Below are 21,451 nucleotides of genomic sequence, written 5' to 3'. Positions count from 1 at the left end.
ATCCTGCATGGGTGGGCGGATTACGCGGGAAGGAACCGATATGTTGGCGATTGGACTGATGTCGGGGACGTCGCTCGACGGGATCGATGCCGCGTTGATCGAGACCGATGGCGAGGCGTTCGTGCGGCCGATCGCGTTTCGTGGCGAGCCCTATTCGGATGCGGCGCGGGCGCAACTGGCGGAAGCTACGCGGATGGCGCTGACGTTCGAGAAGCCGCGTGCCAGCCCGCCGGTGGTCGCTGCTGGGGAGCTGATTACGCGCGCGCACGTGTTTGCGGTGCACAAGCTGCTGGCGGATGCGGGCGTCGCGGCGGCGGATGTCGACGTGATCGGCTTTCACGGGCAGACGATCGCGCATCGGCCGGATCGGCGCTGGACGTGGCAGATCGGCGACGGGGCGGCGGTTGCGCGGGCGACCGGGATTACGACGGTGTCGGATTTTCGGTCGGCGGATGTGGCGGCGGGCGGGCAGGGGGCGCCGTTGCTGCCGGTGTATCATGCGGCGTTGGCGGCAGGGCTCGAGGGGCCGGTTGCGGTCCTCAATCTTGGCGGGGTGGGGAACATCACCTTCATTCCCGGCGGGCGGGACATGCATGATTCGCGGGAGATGTCGCCGGAGCGGGCGCAGATGACCGACCGAGATGGGCTGGTGGCGTTCGATACCGGGCCGGCGAATGGGTTGATCGATAGCTGGGTCGAGGCGGAGACCGGCGCGCGCTATGATGCCGGGGGGGCGTTGGCGGCGTCCGGGCGGGTGAACGAGACGGTGCTGACGGCGATGCTCGATCATCCGTTTTTCGATGCGCCTCCGCCGAAATCTCTGGATCGTAATGATTTTACGATCCAGCCGGCTCGGGGGTTATCGGCGGCTGATGGGGCGGCGACTCTGACGGCGTTTACCGCCGCTACCGTGGCTGAGGCTTTGCGGCATTTGCCGGCTCGGCCGGTGCGGTTGCTGGTGGCGGGGGGGGGGCGGCATAATCCGACGATGTTGGCTATGATCGCTGCGCGGACCGGGTTGGTGGTGGAGCCTACCGATGTGCTCGGGTGGAACGGCGATGCGCTGGAGGCCGAGGGGTTCGCGTATATGGCGGTGCGGACGTTGAAGGGGCTGGCGATCAGCTTTCCGGGGACGACTGGGGTGCCGGTGGCGATGGCTGGTGGAGTTGTGGATCGGGTTTAGTCTGCCGGCCAACGTGAAAAAGCTTGTTCTCCCGCGAAGGCGGGAGCCCAGTCTGGGCTCCCGCCTTCGCGGGAGAACAAGGGGGCGGGGGGCTGGTTTGTGTAACTAGTACGCGCTTTGCGGTAACCGCACCTTACCCTTTACCACCCCGACGGCTTCTTCCACCCCGGCGGAGGCCGGGGCCCAATTGGAAAGGTTGCAGTGACGAAGCGCGCGCTCGGTTAGCGACGTCCCCCAATTGGGCCCCGGCCTTCGCCGGGGTGGTTAGGACGGTGGGGCTGCGGCCTTGTATCAGTGCGGCTTCTTCGTCTTGGCCGGCTTCTTCGGCTCGGGCTTCTTTGGTGGAGCCTTCTTCTCCGCCGCGTCCTTCGCGCGCAACGCCGGCGCTGCGATCGCCGCTGCGATCCCCGCGATCACCGTCGCGCCGACCGCGATCGCCGTCTTCGGGTGCGACTTCACCGCATCCGTAGCCGTCGCGAGCCCAGCCTTGGCCGCGTCAGTCGCGTCCTCGACCCAGTCGCTGGTCGCAGCGGTCTTCTTCGCGTCGGGCTTCGGCTTGTGGTCGTCGTCGTGATGGACCTTGGCGTGCGGCATGGCGGAGTTGGGGATCGACGACATAGGGCTTGTCCTTCGGTAAGGGATGATGCCCGATAAACCGATCGCGTCCGTGACGGTTCCGTTACGGTCCGCCGCTTACCGCGCCGAAGTCACCGTTTGCGGGTCAGCTCGCGCATCGCGTCGTCGAGCCCGGCGAGGCTCAGCGGGTACATCCGGTCGGTCATCAGCTCGCGGATGATCCGCACCGACTGCGAGTATCCCCATTGCGCCTCGGGCACCGGGTTGAGCCATGCCGCCGCCGGATAGGTGTTGGTCAATCGCTGCATCCAGACCGCACCCGGCTCCTCGTTGAAATGCTCGACCGAGCCGCCGGGGTGCGTGATTTCGTACGGGCTCATCGACGCGTCGCCGACGAAGATCAGCTTGTAGTCGTGACCGTATTTGTGGAGCAGGTCCCACATCGGCGTGCGCTCGGCGAAGCGTCGCGTATTGTCCTTCCACACGCCCTCGTACGGGCAATTGTGGAAATAGAAGAATTCGAGGTTCTTGAACTCGGTCGTCGCGGCCGAGAACAGCTCCTCGCAGAGCTTGACGAACGGGTCCATCGACCCGCCGACGTCGAGGAACAGCAGCAGTTTTACCGCATTGCGGCGCTCGGCGCGCATGACGATGTCGAGATAGCCCTGCCGCGCGGTGCCGGCGATCGTGCCGTCGATGTCGAGTTCGTCGGCGGCGCCGTCGCGCGCGAAGCGGCGCAGACGGCGTAGCGCCACCTTGATGTTGCGGGTGCCGAGTTCCTTGGTGTTGTCGAGGTTGCGGAACTCGCGCTGATCCCAGACTTTCAGCGCGCGCTTGTGCGTGCTTTCGCCGCCGATGCGGACGCCTTCGGGGTTGTAGCCGCCGTTGCCATACGGGCTCGTGCCGCCGGTGCCGACCCATTTGCTGCCGCCCTGATGGCGTTCCTTCTGCTCCTCGAGACGTTTCTTGAGAGTCTCCATGATCTCGTCCCAAGAGCCGAGCGACTTGATCGCCGCCATCTCCTCGGGGGTCAGGAATTTCTCGGCGACCGCCTTCAGCCAGTCCTCGGGGACTTCGCCGGCGGGCGTGCCGTAGCTGGTGGCGAGGCCGCGGAAGACCTTCGCGAAGACCTGGTCGAACTTGTCGAGCAGCCCCTCGTCCTTCACGTACACCGCGCGGGAGAGGTAGTAGAAATCCTCCGGCGTCCGCTCGATCACCTCGGCGTCGAGGGCTTCGAGCAGGATGAGGTGCTCTTTCAGGCTGGAGGGGATGCCGGCGGTGCGGAGTTCGTCAAGGAAGTTCAGGAACATGGGGTCACGTCCTCACTTGGTAGCCGCGATCGGCAGTTCGATCGCGCTGGGCTGCGCGGTCGAGTGGAAGACGCTGATCGTGGCCTTGCGGTAGTCGGCGGGCTTCGCATCGAAGATGTTGGCGACGTAGGTCTGCGGGTTGCGGTCGTAGAGCGGGAACCAGCTCGACTGGACCTGGACCATGATGCGGTGGCCGGGGAGGAAGACGTGGCTGGCGTTGGGCAGCACGACGCGGAAATGCGTGGGCTGGCCGGCGACGATCGGGGTCGGCTTCTCGAAGCCGTCGCGGTAGCGGCCGCGCAGGACGTCCATCGAGACGGCGAGTTGATAGCCGCCCATCTCGGGCTTGTCGGAATATTCGGCGGGATAGACGTCGATCAGCTTCACCACGAAATCGCCGTCGGTGCCGGTGGTGCTGGCGATCAGGTCCGCGACGGGCGCGCCGGCGATCGCGACCGGGCTGGTCAGCGGTGGAGTCTGGTAGGTGAGGACGTCGGTGCGATCCGAGAACGGGCGCTGGTCGTCGACGAGCCATTGCCGCCAGGTCGAACCGGTCGCGTAGGTCGGGCGGATCGGGCGGAGGCGGTAGGGGATCGGCTTGGCGGGATCGGAAATGTAGTCGTCATGGCCATCCTGCGTGGGCGCGCTCGGGGCGAGGCCGCTGGCGGGCTGGAAGTAGAGTTTCTGCGTCGCCGTCGAGTTCGGCCAGCCGGCGAGCGTCTGCCACTGGTTGGTGCCGGTCTGGAACGCGGTGACGGGGGCGAGCGCGGGCGGCGTCGCGCCGGTCTTCAGCGCGCCGTTCAGGAACGGAAGCAGGACGTTCTTGCGGAACCAGAGCGCGGTGTCGGCATCGAAGCGGATCGCGCCGAGGGTCGAGCCGTCGCCGTTCGCGCCGCCATGCGCCCAGGGGCCGAGTGCGAGGTGGTTGACGTGGTTGGGGTCGACTTTCGATACCGCCTCGTATGCTGCGACCGCGCCGTAGATGTCCTCCTGGTCCCATTGGCTGGCGACCCAGAGCGTCTGTACGGTCTGCGTCTGCTTGGGCAAGATCGTCTCGAGCGCCTGGCCCTGCCAGAATGCGTCGTAGGTCGGGTGATCGTGGAGGCGGTTGACGAAGGGGAGTTGTTCGAGGCCGCGGCTCTTCACGAAATCACTGGCAGATCCGGCGCGGAGGAAGGTGTCGTAATCGTCGTAGGCGTCGCGCCACAGGTCGCCCGCTTCGCCCTTCGCCGCGTCCTGCGTGTAGTAATAATCGTAGCCGATCTGGCGGAACGCGCCGCCGTGGAAGTCGTCGTCGCCCTTCCAGGTGTTGATCACCGGGTTTATCGGGACGGCGGCCTTCAGTGCGGGATGCGGGTTCACCAGCGCCATCGCGGCCATCATGCCGTCGTAGCTGCCACCGATGATACCGACGCGGCCGTTGCTGTTCTTGAGGTTCTTCACGAGCCAGTCGATCGTATCGTAGGCGTCGGTGGAGTGATCGACCTTGGTTGCGTTGAGCGGGCCGATCAGTGGGCGTTCGTTGATATAGGCGCCGTTCGAGCCGTTCTTGCCGCGGACGTCTTCGAACACGCGGATATACCCCGCATCGAAGAACATCGCGTCGGACGCGCGCAAGTTCATGGCGCCGCGGGGGCTCGACGATCGACTGGTGCTGCTTCCAGCATTGTAGGGCGTGCGCTGAAGCAGGATCGGGGCGTCGGTGAGGCCCTTGCGCTGGACGATGACGGCGTGGAGCGTGACGCCGTCACGCATCTTGATGTTGACCTCGCGGCGGTCGAAATCGAAGCCGGTGTTGGCCGGGGTGAACTTGGCGGGGATGTCGCCGCCCGGCGGCGGGGCCTTTTCCTTCTGGGCGCCGACGATCGAGGGCGCCGCGGTCGCGAGCAAGGCCAGCGTGATCGTCGTCAGAGTCTTGAGCCGCATCGTCGTCCTCACCGTGTTTCCAACGGTGGTGACACGGTTTCGTGGGTGGCGGCAATCTAAGAAATGCAGACCCGACGGCTCTTCTGGCTCCCCTTCCCGGAAGGGGGCTGGGAGTGGGGTGGCCGGCCTTGGTCGCAACTGTCGGGCTATGCGGAGGCGGACCCACCCCCGACCCTTCCTCCCAGGGAGGGGTGAAGACCGTCAGCGCGCGATCGGTTCTCCGCTGATGGGCACATAGGCGTCGATCAGCGCGCCGACATAATCGGGGTTACGGCTCGTCAGTTCGGCGGCAGCGTGGGTATGGCCGTAGATGAAGCCGTAGACTGGGTAGATTCCGCCGCCCAGACCCTCGCTGTCCTTGTACCAGACCTTCACGTCGCTCCAGTCGTTGCGCGGCGAGACGTCGAACAGCGTCACGTCCTGCTCGGCATGCCCGCGCTCGCCGTTCTGGCGCGACCAGTTGGCGTGGGTGAGCATGACGACACGCTTCTCGACGACACGGCTGACGACCGCGACGTGACCCATCGGCAGGCGCTTGGTCTTCTCGAAGACGATCACCGCGCCTTCCTTGGGCGTGTGGGTGCGTTCGTATTTGCCGTCGGCCTGGCTCCACCAGGTCCAGGCGTTGCCGTAGATCTGGATACCGGATGCGGCGCGGGCAAAGGGTACGCACTGGCCGACATAATCGAGCAGGGAGGCGTTCGCGCTGGCGGCCGTAACGGTTGTCGTGACGGCTGCGAGAGCAAGGCGGAGGAGCGTTCGGGGGATGCGCTTCATGCATCGAGAGGTACCGCAGAGTCGGTGACTGGCCGGTTTCGGCCTATGGTTAACGCATGGATTCAGCGCGTTTTTCGGTCGGACCGGCGCGCGTATAGAGCGCCCAGTCGAGGCCGGAGAGCGCGAGGTATCGTCCGGTCCGGATGCCCGAGTAGCGAGTGTCGCAGCGGGTGATCGTGGCTGCAGCGGGCGCTGCTCGGTCGAGATCGACGAAGACGAAGGCTGGAGCGGGACAGTGCTGTCGGATGGCAAGTGCATAGCCGGCGCTACGGGCGGCGACATCGAGTACCGGGATCGGGCGGATCGTATCGACGAGAATGCTACTACCGTTCGGTGCGCGTGCGCGAATGGCCTCGATCGCCAAGCCTGGATCGCCGCGCGCCGCGGTGGCCAGTGCGTCGTCGCGGTAGAGACTTGCGGCGGCGACCAGCATCGTCAGGCCGATCGCGGCGATCCTGCGCCATCCGCCGTGTCGGATCGCGGCACTGGCGGTGTCGGCGAACAGCAGGAGCAATCCGACGACCGCAACCAGATAATAGCGGGCAAAGCCGGCATTGCCGATCCGCCAGAGTGCGACCCCGAGGACCAGCGGGAACGCGATCGTCGCGAAGAGATAGAAGGGCCGGCGATCGGCAGGCGCACGCAGCAGCAGCATCGCGATGACGGCCAACGCTGCGATGATCGTCGCCCATGCCACGGGCAGCGCGAAACCGATGGTGTAGGCGATCGTCTCGGCCAGGACGTCGGCGAACGAGGCGAGGGTGAAGCTCGGATAGCCGCCGGCCTGGAACCCGGTCGTGCTGGCCGACGCGGCCGCGACGACGAACGCGACGACGACTGCTAACACCGCGAGCGACGGGCCGAGCGCGCGGGCGGTCGCGGCGACGGCGGCGTCGATCGTGCCGCGTCGACTGCGGGCCATGACGATCCACCCTGCGAATGCGGCGAGCGCGAACAGGTAGGTGAGTTGAGCCAGCAACCCCGCGAACGTCAGTGCCGCAAGCGTCCAGGCCGGGGCCGGTATGTCATCGTGGGCTAGCCAACGATCGATCAGCAGAACCGACACAAGCATCGCCAGCAGCATCGGGCCGTAACCGCGTGCTTCCGCGCCATATGCGACGAGGACCGGCGAGACCGCGAACAGGATTGCGGCGATCAGCCCCGCCGAGGGCGTGCGTCGCCAGCCGATCGCGTCGGCGACTGCGATCGAGACGGTACCGGTGACGATCGAGAAGGTGCGGATCAGCAGTGGCGGCGCATAGGGCCCGACCAGCAGGATCCACAGGCTGTTGAGATAATGGTTATTGTCGTGGTTGATCCGCCAGAAGATCCCCCAGGCAGACTCGGTCTGCGCGACGAACTGCGCCGACCACGCTTCGTCCAGCCAAAGCCCGCCGCGCGCGCTCCACAGGCGTAGTGCGAGGCCGAGCAGGACGATGGCGGCGAGCGCGACTTTCTCGCGCTTGGGTCGGGACGGGGGGCGTTGCGCCGTCAGCATGGCGTGACCGCGGAGCTACGTTCAGATCCATCGGGACACGAAAATCCTCCCCCGCCAGGGGGAGGTGGCAGGCGGAGCCTGACGAAGAGTGCGGAAAGGGGTAACATCGGTTTCGTGTCCTCCCCCTCCGTCGCCAGCGGCGCCACCTCCCCCTGGCGGGGGAGGATTGCGATTACCGCCACGCCTATCGCGCATGGAAGTTAAGGGCGCCCTTACCCCTGGTTCTTCTGCCGCTTCGCCATGAACGCGAGGCGCTCGAACAGCATGACGTCCTGTTCGTTCTTGAGCAGCGCGCCGTGGAGCGGCGGGATCGCCTTGGTCGGGTCGCGGTTCTGGAGGATGTCGAGCGGCATGTCCTCGTGCAGCAGCAGCTTCAGCCAGTCGAGCAACTCGCTGGTCGACGGCTTCTTCTTCAAGCCCGGCACGTCGCGGACGTCGTAGAACAGGTCCATCGCCTTGGTGACAAGGATCTTCTGGATGCCGGGAAAATGGACGTCGACGATCGCCTGCATCGTCTGGCGATCGGGGAATTTGATGTAGTGGAAGAAACAGCGGCGCAGGAACGCGTCGGGCAGTTCCTTCTCGTTGTTGGAGGTGATGATGACGATCGGGCGCTCGACCGCGCGCACCGTTTCCTTGGTCTCGTAGACGTGGAATTCCATCCGATCGAGTTCCTGCAACAGGTCGTTCGGAAACTCGATGTCGGCCTTGTCGATCTCGTCGATCAGCAGGACGGGCGGGGCAGGCTGGGTGAACGCCTCCCAGAGCTTGCCCTTGCGGATATAGTTGCCGATGTCGTGGACGCGCGCATCGCCGAGTTGGCCATCGCGCAGGCGGGCGACGGCGTCATATTCGTACAGGCCCTGCTGCGCCTTGGTGGTCGACTTGATGTTCCACTCGATCAGCGGCGCGCCGAGCGCCTTGGCGATCTCGTAGGCGAGGACGGTCTTGCCGGTGCCGGGTTCGCCCTTGATCAACAGCGGCCGGCGCAGCGTGACGGCGGCGTTGACCGCGACCTTCAGATCGTCGGTCGCGACGTAGCTCTGGGTGCCCTCGAAGCGCTTCATGCGATGTCCCGTCCGGTTCTGAATACCGGGTATGGATAGAGGGAATGCGCAGCCTAGCGCAAGCGGTCAGAGATCCCCGCGGGCACTCGCTCGCGCTTCGAGCAGTGACCACAGGCCGCGGTGCTGGGCGAAGAGCTGCTGCGCGCCGAACAGGATCGCGCGTTCGCAGCCGGGCGACGCGCCGAGCGTGGCGATCGCTGCGGTGGTCTCGGTTTCGGGTGGGAATGCCGAGGCGGGCACGGCGACGCCGAACCTGTCGGCCGCAACGTCGAGGACGCGGCGGATCGCCATCCAGTCGAGGACCAGCGCGGCGGCGGCACCGGTCGCGCACCCGGTCCGCTCCGAGCGCGCCAGCATCTCCAGCGCGTGGCGTTCCGCGACCAGCGCCAGTTCGCTCATGGCTTGGCCTGGTGTCGAGGGCAGGGGGCCGACGGCGGCGGTGAGCTGCGCCAGATAGGCGCGTTCGTCGGCGAACCCGGCCGCTGCATCGCCGAGCCACGCGGTCGCGTCGGGCTGCACGCCGCGCGCGCGTACATCGGCGATCAGGCCCGGGTGATGACCGTGAACCGAACACAGGGCATGGACTGCATCGGACAGGTTGCGCTGCCCCGGACCGCCTGCTGTCAGACGCCGCAAATGGGGGTGGACCGCACTGCCATCCGCCTCGCCCAAGCGGACGAGTGCGTCCCATGCGCTTGTCGGCCCGACCAGTGTTTCCGCGTTCGAAATCATCATACCCCGGACGTAATGCATCGCGGCGAGCCTCAGGCCGCACATCCTTATCGGCGTTTTCATTATACGAAGCGCGTAAAGACATGGTTTACGTAGAATTAATTACCGCAAAGTGATTTGATTGACCGCCCATCGCCTGCTTCACCAGACGTCTGGGCGCTACATCCGGCCTTTACGCCGTCCGCCACCGTCGCGATAACGCGCCACGAATATCTACAGGCCGCCGGGACGTATCCGGGGGCATGATCCCTACGGAGTCTACAGGATGCGCACATGGTTGCTCGGGCTTGCACTTGCTTCGGTCGGAACCGCCGCGATGGCCGCTGATCAGGTTACGCCCGCCGCTGCCCCCGCTGCTGGTCCGGTAGAGCCGATCAAGCCGGTCGAGGCGGCCAAGCCGGGCGACCTGACGATGGCGCGGGTGTTCGGCAACCCGGACCTGTCGGGACAACAGCCGCGCGCGGTGCGTCTGTCGCCCGATGGCACGCTGCTGACGTCGCTGCGCAACCGTGCGGACGAGAAGGAGCGCTTCGATCTGTGGGCGGTCGATACGGCGACCGGGCAGGCGCGAATGCTGGTGGATTCGAAGACCGTCGGCAGCGGCGCGGAACTGACCGAAGCCGAGAAGATGCAGCGTGAGCGCGCGCGGATCGGCGGGTCGAAGGGCATCGTTGCCTATGACTGGGCGCCCGACGGCAAGTCGATCCTCGTGCCGCTCGACGGCGACCTGTATCTGGCCGGGCTCGACGGCAAGGTGACGCGGCTGACCAACACCCCCGGCGGCGAGCTGAACCCGGTGGTCAGCCCCAAGGGCGGCTTCGTCTCGTTCGTCCGCGACCAGAACGTCTTCGTCCAGCCGCTGAGCGCAGGCACTGCGCGGGCCGTCACCACCGGTGGCGGCGGCACCGTCCATTTCGGTGAGGCGGAGTTCGTAGCGCAGGAGGAAATGGATCGCCGCACGGGCTATTGGTGGTCGCCCGACGAGCAATATGTCGCGGTCGAGCGGTTCGACGAGGCGCCGGTTCACACAGCCACGCGCGCGTCGATCGGCGCGACCGGCACCAAGGTGTACGAGCAACGCTATCCGGCGGCAGGGACGCCCAACGTGCTGGTCGATCTGTATGTGATGAAGGCGGACGGATCGGGTCAGGTCAAGGTCGATCTGGGTCTCAACCCCGACATCTATCTGGCGCGGGTCGACTGGACGCCGGATGGCCGGATGCTGCTGGTGCAGCGCCAGAGCCGCGACCAGAAGCTGCTGGAGATGCTCCGCGTCGATCCGGCGACGGGTAAGTCGACCGTGCTGTTCACCGAAAAATCGGGCGTGAAGAGCTGGCTCAACCTGTCCGATGCGTATCATGTGCTCAAGGACGGCAGCCTGATCTGGCGGTCGGAGCGCAGCGGCTACGGGCATCTCTACCGGTTCGCATCGGGTAAGTGGACGCAGCTTACCAAGGGCGACTGGGTCGTCACCGATCTGGTCGGCGTAGACGAGACCAAGGGACGGCTGTTCTTTCTCGGCAACAAGGACGACGTGCTCGAGCAGCAGCTCTATTCGGTCGACGTCGCCAAGCCGAATGCGATCACCAAGCTGACCGAGGCGGGCTGGTGGAACAGCGCGACGATGGATGCGGCGGCCAGCCGGTTCATTATCTCGCGCTCCAACCCAAAACAGCCGACGCAGGTCTATCTGGCGGACGCGACCGGCAAGCGGCTCTCGTGGATCAATGAGAATGCGGTGGTCGATGGGCATCCTTACTACCCGTATCTCGCCAGCCATCAGGAGACCAAGTTCGGGACGCTGAAGGCGAAGAACGGCATGACGCTTCATTACGAGATGATCACGCCGCCATTGGAGCCGGGCAAGAAATACCCGGTATTCTTCGAACATTATGGTGGCCCCGGCACCGGCCAGCAGGTCACGCGCGGCTGGCAGGGCGCGTTGCCGCAATATCTCGTCGATCGCGGCTGGATCTATTTTAAGATCGACAATCGTGGCTCGTACAATCGCGGCAAGGCGTTCGAGGACCAGATCTACCACGCGATGGGCACGGTCGAGGTCGAGGACCAGCTGTCGGGCGCGAACTACCTGAAGTCGCTGCCGTTCGTCGAGCCCAGCAAGATCGCGACCTATGGCTGGTCGTACGGTGGCTATATGTCGCTGAAGATGCTGGAGAAGACACCGGGAGTGTACGCGGCGGCGGTGTCGGGTGCGCCGGTCACCGACTGGCAGTTGTACGACACGCATTACACCGAGCGGTATCTCGGCGACCCGGCGAAGGATCCGGCGAGCTATGTGACGTCGGCGGCAGTCGAAGAGGCGAACAGGATCGTCGATCCGCTGCTGCTGATCCACGGCATGGCGGACGACAATGTGTTCCTCGACAATTCGACCAAGGTGGCCGCGCGGATGCAGGCGACTGCGACGCCGTTCGAGATGATGTTCTACCCCGGCTACACGCACCGCGTGTCGGGGCCGGGAATCAGCGAGCATGTCTGGGGAACGATCCTGAACTTCCTCGATCGCACGGTGAAGGACAAGCCGGTTCCCGCAGAGGCGGTGACGACGAAGTAACCGGCGATCCGGGATTGTCGAGCATCTGAAGGCCGCTCGGGCCCCACTTGCAATGTGCCACCCCGGCGGAGGCCGGGGCCCAGTTGGGGGACGTAGCTAACTGAGCGCGATGCCTCGTTACTGCGACCTTTCCAACTGGGCCCCGGCCTCCGCCGGGGAGGTATTATTGCCGTGAGTCGGTGAATAGCGATCGGGCTCGCTTGTTGTTCTCCTCAAACCCCGCCTATCCGCGCAACAAGTCGAAAGCCGTTGGACCTTGCGGCGCAACGACGTTAGGGCGCGGCCAAGTCCAATCGGAGTTATGACATGGGTTATCGGGTGGTGGTCGCAGGGGCGACCGGCAATGTCGGGCGCGAGATGCTCAATATCCTGGCGGAGCGCGAGTTTCCCGCCGACGAGATCGCCTGCGTCGCGTCGTCGCGCAGCCAAGGGCTGATGGTCGACTATGGTGACACCGGCAAGCAGATCAAATGCCAGAACATCGAGCATTTCGACTGGAACGGCTGGGACATGGCGCTGTTCGCGATCGGCTCCGAGGGTACCGCGGTCTACGCGCCGATCGCCGCCGCTGCAGGCTGCGTGGTGATTGACAATTCGTCGCTCTACCGCATGGACCCCGACGTGCCGCTGATCGTGCCCGAGGTGAATCCCGAGGCGATCGACGGCTACCGCGTCAAAAACATCATCGCCAACCCGAACTGCTCGACCGCGCAGATGGTCGTCGCGCTGAAGCCGCTGCACGATGCCGCCGTGATCAAGCGCGTGGTCGTCTCGACCTACCAATCGGTGTCCGGCGCGGGCAAGGCGGGCATGGACGAGCTGTTCGAGCAGAGCCGCAACATCTTCGTCGGCGATCCGGCCGAGCCCAAGCTGTTCACCAAGCAGATTGCGTTCAACGTGATCCCGCACATCGACAGCTTCCTCGACGACGGCTCGACCAAGGAAGAGTGGAAGATGGTGGTCGAGACCAAGAAAATCCTCGACAAGAAGATCAAGGTCACCGCGACCTGCGTGCGCGTGCCGGTGTTCGTCGGCCATTCAGAAGCGATCAACATTGAGTTCGAGAACGAGATCTCGGCCGAGGAGGCGCAGAACATCCTCCGCGAGGCACCCGGCATCATGCTGGTCGATAAGCGCGAGGACGGGGGCTACATCACCCCGATCGAGTGCGTCGGCGATTTCGCAACGTATATCAGCCGCGTGCGCGAGGATCCGACCGTCGAAAACGGCATCAACCTGTGGTGCGTCAGCGACAATCTGCGGAAAGGTGCCGCGCTGAACGCGGTCCAGATCGCCGAATTGCTCGGGCGGCGGCATCTGCAGAAGGCGTAACCCGCCGGCCAGGACTGGTTGAACGACATTGCCGCGCCGCCATTATGACCTGGTGGCGCGGCTTTTTCATGGGCGCTACCCCGCGCACCGGATTTTCAGTTCACACGGCCGCGGGTTGACACTCCGGACCCGGAGACCGAATTGGCGGCACCCCCAGCACGACAGGATGAGACCGTGGCCAGCACCCCGAGCGATACCCAGTTTTTCGAGAGCTTCGACGGCACCCGGCTGGCGTGGCACGAGGTCGGCGAAGGTCGCGCCGTTGTACTGATCCACGGCTATTTCTCCGACGCGAAGACCAACTGGATCCGCTACGGCCACGCTGCGAAGATCGCCGCTAAGGGCTTCCGGGTGATCATGCCGGACCTGCGCGCGCACGGCGACAGCGGGAAGCCGCACGGGCTGGAGGCGTATCCCGCGGATGCACTGACGCAGGACGCCCACGCGCTGGTCGCGCATCTTGGGCTGACGGACTACGACCTTGGCGGCTATTCGCTCGGCGCGCGGACGACGTCGCGGATGCTGGCGACGGGCGCGACGCCGCGGCGCGTGATCTTCTCGGGCATGGGGCTGGAGGGGCTGACGCATACGTCGCGCCGTGCCGGGCATTTCCGGAACATCCTGACCAAGCTCGGGCGGCACGTGCAGGGCACACCCGAATGGCTGGCGGAGGCGTTCTTGAAGACCACCGGGGGCGATCCGGTCGCGCTACTCGGGATCCTCGAGACGTTCGTCGACACGCCGCTCGAGTCCGTGAAGGCGATCCAGCAACCGACTCTGGTCGTGTGCGGCGGCGAGGACCAGGATAACGGCTCGGCACCGGATCTCGCGGCGGTGCTGCCGAACGGGACCTATGTCGAGACACCGGGCGGTCATATGAGCGCGGTCGTGAAGCCCGAGCTCGGCCAGGCGATCGCGGACTTCCTCGCGGCCTGATCCACCCCATCCCCGCGATCCTCCCCCGCAAGGGGGAGGTGGCTGGCACTTGCCAGACGGAAGGGGCGGTAAGCGCCGACTGCTGTTCCGTGTCCTCCCCCTCCGACGCCTTTGGCGCCACCTCCCCCTTGCGGGGGAGGATCGCAAGGATCAGCTTCTTGGCAGTTGACCGGGCGGCGGCAGGTGACCACTCTGGGCGCATAATCCAAGGGAAGATCATGATCCGTACCGTCTCTCTGATCGCGCTCGCGTGCGCGATTGCCGTGCCGTCCGTTGCGAAGGCCCAGACTGCCGCGCCTGCCGCGCCTGTCGCGACCGGCACGCCCACCGTCGCGCAGGCCGACGCCTTCGTCGCCGAAGCCGAGCAGGCGATGGCCGCTGCCTCGCTCGACGCGAACCGCGTAGCGTGGGTCAACGCGACCTACATTACCGACGATACCGATGCACTGGCGGCGAAGTCGGGCGCGGAGATGACTGATCTTGGCGTCAGGTACGCGCTTGGCGCCGCGCGGTACGCGTCGCTGCCGGGGCTGTCGTTCGATACCAAGCGCAAGCTCGATCTGTTGCGCGGCGGCCTGACCCTGCCGGCGCCGACGCGCGCGGGGGCGTCCGAGGAGCTGTCGACGCTCACCACGAAGATGTCGTCGTCCTACGGCAAGGGGATGGGGACGCTCGACGGCAAGCCGATCAACGGGTCGGACATTGAGGCGGCGATGGGATCGGTGCGCGATCCGGCCAAGCTGACCGAGATGTGGACGAGCTGGAACGACAAGGTCGGCGCGCCGATGCGCAGCGATTATGCCAAGATGACGTCGATCTCGAACGAGGGCGCGCGCGAGCTTGGCTACAAGGACGTCGGTGCGCTGTGGCGGTCGGGCTACGACATGACGCCGGAGCAGTTCGCGGCGCTGACCGACAAGATCTGGAAGCAGGTCGAGCCGCTGTACATGGCGCTCCACACCTACACGCGGTGGAAGCTGAACGAGAAATACGGCGACGCGGTGCAGGCCAAGACCGGACCGATCCGCAGCGACCTGCTCGGCAACATGTGGGCGCAGGAATGGGGCAACATCTACGACATCGTGGCGCCGAAGGGGGCGGGGGATGTCGGCTACGATACCGGCGAGTTGCTGAAGGCCAAGGGCTATGACCCGCTGAAGATGGTGAAACAGGGCGAGGGGTTCTATTCGTCGCTCGGCTTCGCAGCCCTGCCGGATACGTTCTGGACGCGGTCGCAGATCACCAAGCCGGCCGACCGCGACGTGATCTGCCACGCGTCGGCATGGGATATCGACAACAAGGACGATATCCGGATCAAGATGTGCACGAAGGTGAATGCGGACGATTTCGTGACGATCCACCACGAGCTCGGCCACAATTACTACCAGCGCGCGTACAAGGCGCAGCCGTTTCTGTACGCGAACGGTGCGAACGACGGTTTCCACGAGGCGATCGGCGATACCGTCGCGCTGTCGATCACGCCGGATTATCTGGTGAAGATCGGTCTGCTCGACCCGTCTAAGGTGCCGAGCGCGGACAAGGACATCGGCCTGCTGCTGCGGCAGGCGATGGACAAGGTGGCGTTCCTGCCGTTCGGGCTGCTGATCGACAAGTGGCGCTGGGGGGTGTTCTCGGGTCAGATCGCGACGACCGGGTATCAGGCGGCGTGGGATGCGTTGCGGCTCCAATACCAGGGTATCAAGCCGCCGGTTGCGCGGGACGAGACCAAATTCGATGCGGGGGCGAAATACCATATCCCGGCGGCGGTGCCGTATACGCGGTACTTCCTGGCGCGGGTGTTGCAGTTCCAGTTCTACAAGGCTGCGTGCGACCAGTCGGGCTGGAAGGGGCCGCTGCATCGCTGCTCGTTCTACAACAACAAGGCGGTCGGCACGAAGCTCAACGCGATGCTGAGCATGGGGCAGTCGAAACCCTGGCCGGATGCGTTGCAGGTGTTCACCGGCAGCCGCGAGATGTCGGGCGCGGCGCTGGTCGAGTATTTCGCGCCGCTGAAGAAGTGGCTGGACGTTCAGAACAAGGGGAAGCCGACCGGGTGGTGAGAGGCGTTGGGAGCCTGCTACCCGATAAAATCTAGTTCCCCCGCGAAGGCGGGGGCCCAAGGTTACGAACGCACCATTTGGTTTTAGCCGAGCCAGCCTCCGCGGAGGAACGGCTCTCGCCAGGACCGACCCCATCGCTTCCACTCCGGCGAAGGCCGGGGCCCAATTGGAACGTCCAGAGTAACGAAGCGCACCGCTCTGTCAGCGGCGTCCCCCAATTGGGCCCCGGCCTTCGCCGGGGTGGTGCTTATTTCGCCGTGGTGGTTATTCGACGTTCGTCACTCCGGGATCGTACCTTCGTCGGCAATCCCGGCCTCGAACGACTTTGACGAGTCCGCCCCGTCCGCCTGGTGCGCGTGCTGTCCTTTGGGCTTGGGCGCGGCCGGAACCTTGGGCGTACTTCCACGCAGCGTCAGCAACGCGCCGACCGCCGCGCCAGCGACCGCGACACCGCTGAAGATCGCCGCGGCACCCCATTTGCCACGCGTCTTTTCGGGTGGCTTGGCAACCGCGACCGGCGTGGCCGTTTTCCGCGCGGAGGCCGGGCGGGGGGTGCTGCGCTTGGTCGAGCGCGGCTTTGGCGTTGGTTTCGCGACGGGTTTTGGCGGCACGGCGGACACCGGCTTGTCCGCCGCCGGCTTCGCGACCGGTACCGGCTTGGGCGCGACCGGCTTTGCAGACGACGTCGCAGCCGGAGCCGCCTTCGGCGCACTGGCCTTGCGCGGCGCACGACGGCGAGTAACGGGCTTCTTGGCGTCCGTATCGGGCGTGTCGGTGTCGGCCACGGCTATGCTCCCTCAGAAATGATTCCGGATGCGTAACGCATTACCGGCCGATCCGCTCCACTTTTGCCGGCCCCCTTACCGGAACGGCGGCTCGTCGAACGCGCGCAGTTTGCGGCTGTGGAGCTTGGCACCTTCGAGCCTCAGCTGTTCGCAGGTCTCGATCCCGATCCGCAGATGCTCGCTGATCGCGCGCTCGTAGAAGCGGTTGGCCTGGCCGGGCAGCTTCAGCTCGCCGTGGAGCGGCTTGTCGGAGACGCACAGCAACGTGCCGTAGGGGACGCGGAAGCGGTAGCCCTGCGCGGCGATCGTCGCGGACTCCATGTCGATCCCGACCGCGCGTGACAGCGAGAAGCGCAGCGCCGACTTCGAATAGCGGAGTTCCCAATTGCGATCGTCGGTCGTGACGATCGTGCCGGTCCGCAGGCGGCGCTTGAGTTCCTCGCCCGACTGGCCCGAGACGATCTCGGCGGCCTTGGCCATGGCCAGCTGGACTTCGGCGATCGCGGGGATTGGGATCTCGGGCGGCAGGACGTCGTCGAGAACGTGGTCGTCGCGCAGATAGGCATGCGCGAGGACATAGTCGCCGATCCGCTGGCTGGGACGCAGGCCACCGCAATGACCGATCATCAGCCAGGCCTCGGGGCGGAGCACGGCGAGGTGGTCGCAGATCGTCTTGGCGTTCGACGGGCCGACGCCGATGTTGACGAGCGTGATGCCGGTGCGGTCGTCTGCCATCAAATGATAGGCGGGCATCTGGTGACGACGCCATGCGCTGTCGGAAATGATCTTGTCGATGTCGTCGCCCGACGAGATCGTGATCCCGCCTGCGCCCGACAGGCTGGTGAAGCGCGAGCCCTCGCCAAGCTGCGTGCCGGCCCAGCGGACGAACTCGTCGACATAGCGGTGATAGTTGGTGAACAGCACGAAGCGCTGCGCGTGCTCTGCTGGCGTGCCCATGTAATGGCGCAGGCGGGCGAGGCTGAAGTCCGTGCGCAGGCCATCGAACAGCGCGAGCGGGCGCGTCTCATCATTCGCGACCCAAAGCCCGTCAGCGATCTCGTCGCCGATATGCGCGAGTTCGGTCGCGGGGAAGTGACGCGACAATTCGGTGGCGGAGACCTCGTCGAGGCTCAGCGCGTGGCCGGGCTCGATCACATACGGGAACGGGATCTCCTGGCGGCCCTCGACCGCTTCGACGGTAACGTCGTAATCCTCGATCAGCAGCGTCAGCTGTTCGGTCAGGTATTCGGCAAAGATCGCGGGCTTGGTGACGCTGATGCGGTATTCGCCCGCGTTGACCAGACGACCGAACGACCGCAGCGGGGTAGGGCGATCGACGCCACCCTTATAGATCAGCCGGATCTCGGGATAGGCGAACGAACCGTCGGTGCGGCTGACCGGATCGGGTGTCGTGCCGTCGGCGATATAGGCGCTCATGGCAGTTTGGAGGCGCGCGACGGAGGCGCGGTAGAGGCGGTCGAGGTCGGCGACGAGGTCGGATGCGATTGTCATCGCACAGTGTTAGGTGGCGGAGGTTACGGTGGCAAGACTTCGAAATCCTCCCCGGCACGGGGAGGGGGACCGTTCGCGAAGCGAAGGGTGGAGGGGGCGTGCCGCATACGGTACGTTCGCGGAGAGCCCCCTCCGTCAGCCCTGACGGGCTGCCACCTCCCCGCGCCGGGGAGGAATGATCAGATTTCGCTCAGCAGATGCTCGGCCGAGCTCACCTTGAACTCGCCGGGCGCCTCGACGTTCAGCTGTTCGACCACGCCGTCGTTCACCAGCATCGAGTAGCGCTGGCTGCGCGTGCCCATGCCGAAGCCCGAACCGTCCATCGTCAGGCCGATCGCCTTCGCGAAATCGCCGTTGCCGTCCGCCAGCATCGTGATGTCGCCGGCACCCGCCGACTTGCCCCACGCGCCCATCACGAACGCGTCGTTGACCGACACGCAGGCGATCTCGTCCACGCCCTTGGCCTTCAGTTCGGCTTCCTTCTCGACAAAGCCCGGCAGGTGCTTGGCCGAGCAGGTCGGGGTGAACGCGCCGGGGACTGCGAACAGCGCGACCTTGCGGCCCTTGAAGAAGCTGTCGGTGTCGACCTGGTCGGGGCCATCAGCCGTGGCCTTGACGAGATTGGTGGTGGGAAGCCGGTCGCCGACGCTGATCGTCATCTGAAATCTCCTGTCGCCGCGCATTGGTCGCGGGCGGCCCGTACCTCGTACCACCCGGCGGCGATTTCAAGCGTGGCGGGGGCTCCCATGCGGCGCTATGTTCCAACGCATGGACAAGACGGCCTTTCTTTCGGGACAATTCCTGCTGGCGATGCCGGGGATGAGCGACCCGCGGTTCGCCCGCGCGGTGATCGCGATGTGCAGCCATGACGAGAGCGGCGCGATCGGCATCGGGATCGGCGCGACGATCGACGGGCTGGGCTTCCACGATCTGCTCGAACAGTTCGGGATCGAGCCGGGCGATGCCCCCAATGCACCGGTCCATTTCGGCGGCCCGGTCGAGCCGCGGCGCGGGTTCGTGGTGCATTCGCCCGACTGGGGCGGGCAGGATTCGGTCGACGTCGCGGGGCGGTGGAAGCTGTCGAGCACGGTCGACGTGCTGCGCGCGATCGCCGAGGGTAAGGGGCCGTCGGAATGGGTGGTGGCACTCGGCTATGCCGGTTGGGACGGCGGGCAGCTGGAGGGCGAGCTGTCGCGGCCGGGGTGGTTCAACGTCGCCGGCGATACCGGATTGCTGTTCGATACCGTGGCGGAGGATCGCTGGACGCTGGCGTTCGCGCAGGCCGGCGTGGACCCGCGGTTGCTTGTCGCCGAGACGGGGCGGGCGTGATTTCGGGAAAGAAGGTGAGGGTGGGGCAGGCCAACGTGATCCCGCCACTCCGTCATGCCGGGCTCGTTCCGGCATCCACCGTTCCGCGGATCTACCGGCCTGACGATATGCGGAACGGTAGACCCCGGAACAGGTCCGGGGTGACGGAGTGAGTTCGTGAGTTCGCCCGCTCGCACGTGATATAAAGATATCTTTATATTTGATTTGAGCCCGCCGATCCCTTAAGTGGCACGGCATCCGGCACGGGCATGAGGCTCGCCGATCACAGAATTTCCAGGAGACCCATCGTGGCCACCACCCTCGCCCCCGCGAAGACCGACTACGTCGTCGCCGACATCAGCCTCGCCGATTTCGGCCGCGCGGAAATCAACATCGCCGAGACCGAGATGCCCGGCCTGATGTCGCTGCGTACCGAGTTCGGCGCAGCGCAGCCGCTCAAGGGCGCGCGGATCACCGGTTCGCTGCACATGACGATCCAGACCGCGGTGCTGATCGAGACGCTGACCGCACTCGGCGCCGACGTCCGCTGGGCGACGTGCAACATCTTCTCGACGCAGGACCATGCCGCCGCCGCGATCGCCGCGACCGGCGTCCCCGTGTTCGCGATCAAGGGCGAGAGCCTCGCGGATTACTGGAACTATGTCGGCGACATCTTCTCGTGGGATCGCGACGTAGAAGGCCAGACTGCCAACATCATCCTCGATGACGGTGGCGACGCGACGATGTTCGCACTGTGGGGCGCCAAGCTCGAAGCCGGCCACACGATGCCCGAGCCCGAGAACGAGGAAGAGGTCGAGATGCAGCGCGCGCTCAAGGCGTACGTCGCGAAGAACCCCGGCTATCTGACCGAGACGGTCAAGAACCTGAAGGGCGTCTCGGAAGAGACCACCACGGGCGTTCATCGTCTTTACGAGATCGCCAAGAAGGGCGAACTGCCGTTCCCCGCGATCAACGTCAACGACTCGGTCACCAAGTCGAAGTTCGACAACCTCTACGGCTGTAAGGAATCGCTGGTCGACGCGATCCGTCGCGCGACCGACGTCATGCTCGCCGGCAAGGTCGCCTGCGTCGCCGGCTTCGGTGACGTCGGCAAGGGTTCGGCCCAATCGCTCCGCAACGGCGGCGCGCGCGTGATGGTCACCGAAGTCGATCCGATCTGCGCACTGCAGGCGGCGATGGAGGGCTTCGAGGTCGTGACGATGGAAGAGGCCGTGAAGCGCGCCGACATCTTCTGCACCGCGACCGGCAACGCCGACGTCATCACCGCCGATCACATGAAGGCGATGAAGCCGATGTCGATCGTCTGCAACATCGGCCACTTCGACTCGGAGATCCAGATCGCCGCGCTGTCGAACTATGACTGGACCGAAGTGAAGCCCGGCACCGACCTGGTGAAGTTCCCGGACGGCAAGCAGATCATCATCCTGGCGAAGGGTCGCCTGGTGAACCTCGGTTGCGCGACCGGCCACCCGTCGTTCGTGATGTCGGCCTCGTTCACCAACCAGACGCTCGCGCAGATCGAGCTCTGGACCAAGGGCGAGAACTACAAGAACGAAGTCTACGTCCTGCCGAAGCACCTCGACGAGAAGGTCGCGATGCTTCACCTCGAGAAGCTCGGCGTGAAGCTGTCGAAGCTTTCCGACAAGCAGGCCGGCTACATCGGCGTACCGGTCGAAGGGCCGTTCAAGCCGGACCATTACCGCTACTGATCGCACCCGCGATCGTTGCGTAGAGGGCCGCGTCCACCATTCAGGTGGGCGCGGCCTTTCTGCGTTCGGGGCGCTCCAACGACCATACCGCACGGCCGGGTTGCCCTAGCGCACGGCCAGTGGTTAGAACGAACATCGTTTAGT

Annotated in this window: 17 protein-coding genes; 7 read left to right on the top strand and 10 right to left on the bottom strand. The window is 65.5% G+C overall.

The window, feature by feature from the left end; all coding sequences use genetic code 11:
* The first annotated feature begins 40 nt into the window (after positions 1-40).
* Positions 41-1,183: an anhydro-N-acetylmuramic acid kinase gene (locus AC3D24_RS05560; RefSeq protein ID WP_489028944.1), complete on the top strand. Its 1,143-nt coding sequence runs from the start codon at positions 41-43 to the stop codon at positions 1,181-1,183.
* Between the two features lie 291 nt (positions 1,184-1,474).
* Here AC3D24_RS05560 and AC3D24_RS05555 read toward each other — a convergent pair whose 3' ends face one another.
* The 7 genes from AC3D24_RS05555 to AC3D24_RS05525 form a co-directional block, all read right to left on the bottom strand.
* Entirely contained in the window at positions 1,475-1,801 is a 327-nt protein-coding gene (locus tag AC3D24_RS05555; protein ID WP_489028942.1) for a hypothetical protein, read from the bottom strand.
* An 89-nt stretch (positions 1,802-1,890) separates the two neighbouring features.
* Positions 1,891-3,069: a vWA domain-containing protein gene (locus tag AC3D24_RS05550; protein ID WP_489028940.1), complete on the bottom strand. Its 1,179-nt coding sequence runs from the start codon at positions 3,067-3,069 to the stop codon at positions 1,891-1,893.
* Positions 3,070-3,081: 12 nt separating this feature from the next.
* Positions 3,082-4,995, bottom strand: coding sequence for a CocE/NonD family hydrolase (locus tag AC3D24_RS05545; RefSeq protein ID WP_489028938.1), 1,914 nt, complete (start codon positions 4,993-4,995; stop codon positions 3,082-3,084).
* Positions 4,996-5,196: 201 nt separating this feature from the next.
* Positions 5,197-5,772, bottom strand: a complete 576-nt coding sequence (locus AC3D24_RS05540; protein WP_489028936.1) for a CHAP domain-containing protein — start codon at positions 5,770-5,772, stop codon at positions 5,197-5,199.
* Positions 5,773-5,821: 49 nt separating this feature from the next.
* The gene (locus AC3D24_RS05535; protein WP_489028934.1) at positions 5,822-7,270 is read right to left on the bottom strand and encodes a hypothetical protein; all 1,449 of its coding nucleotides are present in this window, start codon (positions 7,268-7,270) and stop codon (positions 5,822-5,824) included.
* Between the two features lie 212 nt (positions 7,271-7,482).
* Positions 7,483-8,337 carry an AAA family ATPase gene (locus AC3D24_RS05530; RefSeq protein WP_489028932.1) on the bottom strand — a complete coding sequence of 285 codons (855 nt, stop codon included), beginning with the start codon at positions 8,335-8,337 and terminating at the stop codon, positions 7,483-7,485.
* Positions 8,338-8,403: 66 nt separating this feature from the next.
* Positions 8,404-9,090: a DUF6975 family protein gene (locus tag AC3D24_RS05525; protein WP_489028930.1), complete on the bottom strand. Its 687-nt coding sequence runs from the start codon at positions 9,088-9,090 to the stop codon at positions 8,404-8,406.
* 244 nt (positions 9,091-9,334) lie between these two features.
* On the opposite strand from AC3D24_RS05525, the gene AC3D24_RS05520 reads away from it, so the two are divergent.
* The 4 genes from AC3D24_RS05520 (at position 9,335) to AC3D24_RS05505 (ending at position 15,972) form a co-directional block, all read left to right on the top strand.
* Entirely contained in the window at positions 9,335-11,644 is a 2,310-nt protein-coding gene (locus AC3D24_RS05520) for a S9 family peptidase (protein ID WP_489028928.1), read from the top strand.
* Between the two features lie 306 nt (positions 11,645-11,950).
* Positions 11,951-12,976, top strand: coding sequence for an aspartate-semialdehyde dehydrogenase (locus tag AC3D24_RS05515; RefSeq protein ID WP_489028926.1), 1,026 nt, complete (start codon positions 11,951-11,953; stop codon positions 12,974-12,976).
* Between the two features lie 174 nt (positions 12,977-13,150).
* Entirely contained in the window at positions 13,151-13,912 is a 762-nt protein-coding gene (locus AC3D24_RS05510; protein WP_489028924.1) for an alpha/beta fold hydrolase, read from the top strand.
* 218 nt (positions 13,913-14,130) lie between these two features.
* Positions 14,131-15,972: a M2 family metallopeptidase gene (locus tag AC3D24_RS05505; RefSeq protein ID WP_489028922.1), complete on the top strand. Its 1,842-nt coding sequence runs from the start codon at positions 14,131-14,133 to the stop codon at positions 15,970-15,972.
* 278 nt (positions 15,973-16,250) lie between these two features.
* Here AC3D24_RS05505 and AC3D24_RS05500 read toward each other — a convergent pair whose 3' ends face one another.
* The 3 genes from AC3D24_RS05500 to AC3D24_RS05490 form a co-directional block, all read right to left on the bottom strand.
* Entirely contained in the window at positions 16,251-16,757 is a 507-nt protein-coding gene (locus tag AC3D24_RS05500; protein WP_489028920.1) for a hypothetical protein, read from the bottom strand.
* Positions 16,758-16,832: 75 nt separating this feature from the next.
* Positions 16,833-18,269, bottom strand: a complete 1,437-nt coding sequence (locus tag AC3D24_RS05495) for an AMP nucleosidase (protein WP_489028918.1) — start codon at positions 18,267-18,269, stop codon at positions 16,833-16,835.
* Positions 18,270-18,448: 179 nt separating this feature from the next.
* Entirely contained in the window at positions 18,449-18,928 is a 480-nt protein-coding gene (locus AC3D24_RS05490; protein ID WP_055877594.1) for a peroxiredoxin, read from the bottom strand.
* 109 nt (positions 18,929-19,037) lie between these two features.
* Between AC3D24_RS05490 and AC3D24_RS05485 the strand changes: the two genes are divergently transcribed.
* Both AC3D24_RS05485 and ahcY read left to right on the top strand, forming a co-directional pair.
* A complete protein-coding gene (locus AC3D24_RS05485; RefSeq protein WP_489028916.1) occupies positions 19,038-19,598 on the top strand; it encodes a YqgE/AlgH family protein in 561 nt (186 codons plus the stop codon).
* A gap of 248 nt (positions 19,599-19,846) precedes the next feature.
* Positions 19,847-21,307: an adenosylhomocysteinase gene (gene ahcY, locus AC3D24_RS05480; RefSeq protein WP_404969325.1), complete on the top strand. Its 1,461-nt coding sequence runs from the start codon at positions 19,847-19,849 to the stop codon at positions 21,305-21,307.
* The last annotated feature ends 144 nt before the right edge of the window (positions 21,308-21,451 follow it).

This window comes from Sphingomonas sp. SL1004 (assembly GCF_057815015.1).
The sequence above is the reverse complement of the archived record's forward strand: the minus strand, read 5'-3'. Positions and strand labels throughout refer to the sequence as shown.

Coding starts and splice junctions, on each gene's coding strand:
- AC3D24_RS05550 (WP_489028940.1), bottom strand. CDS start 3,069: ATGTTCCTGAACTTCCTTGACGAACTCCGCACCGCCGGCATCCCCTCC.
- AC3D24_RS05490 (WP_055877594.1), bottom strand. CDS start 18,928: ATGACGATCAGCGTCGGCGACCGGCTTCCCACCACCAATCTCGTCAAG.
- AC3D24_RS05515 (WP_489028926.1), top strand. CDS start 11,951: ATGGGTTATCGGGTGGTGGTCGCAGGGGCGACCGGCAATGTCGGGCGC.
- AC3D24_RS05545 (WP_489028938.1), bottom strand. CDS start 4,995: ATGCGGCTCAAGACTCTGACGACGATCACGCTGGCCTTGCTCGCGACC.
- AC3D24_RS05525 (WP_489028930.1), bottom strand. CDS start 9,090: ATGCATTACGTCCGGGGTATGATGATTTCGAACGCGGAAACACTGGTC.
- AC3D24_RS05555 (WP_489028942.1), bottom strand. CDS start 1,801: ATGTCGTCGATCCCCAACTCCGCCATGCCGCACGCCAAGGTCCATCAC.
- AC3D24_RS05530 (WP_489028932.1), bottom strand. CDS start 8,337: ATGAAGCGCTTCGAGGGCACCCAGAGCTACGTCGCGACCGACGATCTG.
- AC3D24_RS05540 (WP_489028936.1), bottom strand. CDS start 5,772: ATGAAGCGCATCCCCCGAACGCTCCTCCGCCTTGCTCTCGCAGCCGTC.
- ahcY (WP_404969325.1), top strand. CDS start 19,847: ATGAGGCTCGCCGATCACAGAATTTCCAGGAGACCCATCGTGGCCACC.
- AC3D24_RS05520 (WP_489028928.1), top strand. CDS start 9,335: ATGCGCACATGGTTGCTCGGGCTTGCACTTGCTTCGGTCGGAACCGCC.
- AC3D24_RS05495 (WP_489028918.1), bottom strand. CDS start 18,269: ATGACAATCGCATCCGACCTCGTCGCCGACCTCGACCGCCTCTACCGC.
- AC3D24_RS05560 (WP_489028944.1), top strand. CDS start 41: ATGTTGGCGATTGGACTGATGTCGGGGACGTCGCTCGACGGGATCGAT.
- AC3D24_RS05535 (WP_489028934.1), bottom strand. CDS start 7,270: ATGCTGACGGCGCAACGCCCCCCGTCCCGACCCAAGCGCGAGAAAGTC.
- AC3D24_RS05505 (WP_489028922.1), top strand. CDS start 14,131: ATGATCCGTACCGTCTCTCTGATCGCGCTCGCGTGCGCGATTGCCGTG.
- AC3D24_RS05485 (WP_489028916.1), top strand. CDS start 19,038: ATGGACAAGACGGCCTTTCTTTCGGGACAATTCCTGCTGGCGATGCCG.